This is a genomic window from Epilithonimonas hominis (assembly GCF_003730015.1).
Lineage (GTDB): Bacteria > Bacteroidota > Bacteroidia > Flavobacteriales > Weeksellaceae > Epilithonimonas > Epilithonimonas hominis.
This window is the reverse complement of sequence record NZ_RJTU01000063.1, coordinates 1-1,847: the sequence shown is the minus strand read 5'-3', so window position 1 is coordinate 1,847 and position 1,847 is coordinate 1. Positions and strand designations below refer to the sequence as shown.

Sequence of the window (1,847 nt, the reverse complement as noted above, 5' to 3'; positions counted from 1 at the left end):
TTGCATCAGGATCAGATGGTTTTTCAGGAAAGTGAATATTACAAAGAGGAATCAAAACACCGCTATAAAATCGAAGCCAGAAACAGTGAACTGAAGAATGTACACGAGTACGACAGAGCTACATCTTATGGTATAGAAAATATGCAGATGCAGGGTGCAATGGCTATTTTCGCAGTCAATCTCAAGAGAATCCTGAAATTATTGTAGAGAAAAGTAATCTCTATAGCCCATTTTTCATAATCACTCGAAATACGCTCTAAAATCACAACTAAAAAAATCCAAAAAAATAACTTACAAAAAAATAAAGAGCTTATTAAAGATTTTTAAATCTCATAATAAGCTCTTATTTTAATCCCAACTAAATGGGGCTAATCTAATGTGAAGGGTTTTTCAGTGACCTCGCAAATTTGTTTACTTTTTTTTTGTAATTTATTTTTATTCTATTGTTATATCCTAATTATATAATTAAATTTGCCAAAACCTAATCTAAGAAAATGAACACACCATCAGAACTAAAGTACACCAAAGACCACGAATGGATTAAAGTAGAAGGCGATACAGCAACTATCGGAATTACAGATTATGCCCAAGGAGAATTGGGAGATATCGTTTTCGTAGATGTTGATACTGTTGACGAAGATCTAAGCGAAGGTGATGTATTCGGAAGTGTAGAAGCAGTTAAAACTGTTTCCGACCTTTATCTTCCAGTAGCAGGTACAGTTTTAGAAGTTAATGCAGATCTAGAAGATCAACCAGAATTGCTGAATACTGATCCGTATGGAAAAGGTTGGATTATCAAACTGAAGATTGCTGACTCAGCAGATTTATCAACGCTATTATCTGCAGAAGAATACCAAGAAGTTGTTGGATAATATCATAACAAAATACAGTAAGATTATATTGCCCATTTATTGGGCATTTCTTACTTATATGCTTTTACGTCCGGGCGTAGAGAATAAAGAATATTTCTTTATGTTTCCGCATTTGGATAAGCTCATTCATTTTACCATTTTCTTTCTTTTGGGATTTTTCTTTAGACTTCGTTTTCCCAAAACGCCTTTACTTTACTTTTTTCTGATTCTGATTTCTTACGCATTGCTTACAGAAATTTTGCAAGATATCATGAAACTCGGTCGTTCACTAGAAGTTTTAGATGCCGTTGCAGACACACTAGGCTTATCACTTTCATACTATAAATATAATAAGTATGAAAAATTCCAAAACCAAATTTAAAATTCAATACTAGTTTGAATTTTAAGAATCCCTTTCAACTTTAATTATTTCTTTTAAAAGATAAAATAGCATTTGGGCAGCTGCCAAAAAGCCCAAACTCTCCCAGGCTATTTTTGTCACCGGGCTATCCGCTCATATCTTTTGCTTTTTTTGTCATTATTTTAACTTTTATATATATAAAGAACATTTCGCCAAATTGAACTTTACCCTCACAATCCGAGCAAAAGCAAAAGGATAACCGCTGCTATCCCTGCCGCATTTTCCATAAAACTTAAATAATCTAACAGTTTGTAGCTGTTCAACATAATGTGGATAACTTTAAATGTAGTTATATTAGTCTGTTTTACAGATGTTTAATTATGCTAGTTTTACACAATTGTAAACTGATTGTTAATTCCGTTTGCAAGTACAGATTATTCCGCCCTATTTTTGCAGTCCCGAATCGAGAGATGGAGGAGCGCAGAAGGAGATGTAAAGATTAGCTAAAATAGATTTCGAGGTTACGAAAAAAAAACTTCAAAAAAGTTTTGGCAGATTGGAAAAAGTTTTTTACTTTTGCACTCGCAAATCAGGAACAAGATGACAGATTAAGAGTCCTGAGGAAGCGAAAAGAA

Annotated in this window: 3 protein-coding genes; all 3 read left to right on the top strand. The window is 33.3% G+C overall.

Annotated features, from left to right (window positions below):
* The coding region (locus tag EGH73_RS09890; RefSeq protein WP_184808096.1) for a transposase at positions 1-207 on the top strand (207 nt) is incomplete at its 5' end.
* Positions 208-494: 287 nt separating this feature from the next.
* Positions 495-872 carry a glycine cleavage system protein GcvH gene (gene gcvH, locus EGH73_RS09885; protein WP_123281699.1) on the top strand — a complete coding sequence of 126 codons (378 nt, stop codon included), beginning with the start codon at positions 495-497 and terminating at the stop codon, positions 870-872.
* Positions 873-930: 58 nt separating this feature from the next.
* Positions 931-1,233: a VanZ family protein gene (locus tag EGH73_RS09880; protein WP_312207600.1), complete on the top strand. Its 303-nt coding sequence runs from the start codon at positions 931-933 to the stop codon at positions 1,231-1,233.
* Positions 1,234-1,847 lie beyond the last annotated feature (614 nt).

Coding starts and splice junctions, on each gene's coding strand:
- EGH73_RS09880 (WP_312207600.1), top strand. CDS start 931: ATGCTTTTACGTCCGGGCGTAGAGAATAAAGAATATTTCTTTATGTTT.
- gcvH (WP_123281699.1), top strand. CDS start 495: ATGAACACACCATCAGAACTAAAGTACACCAAAGACCACGAATGGATT.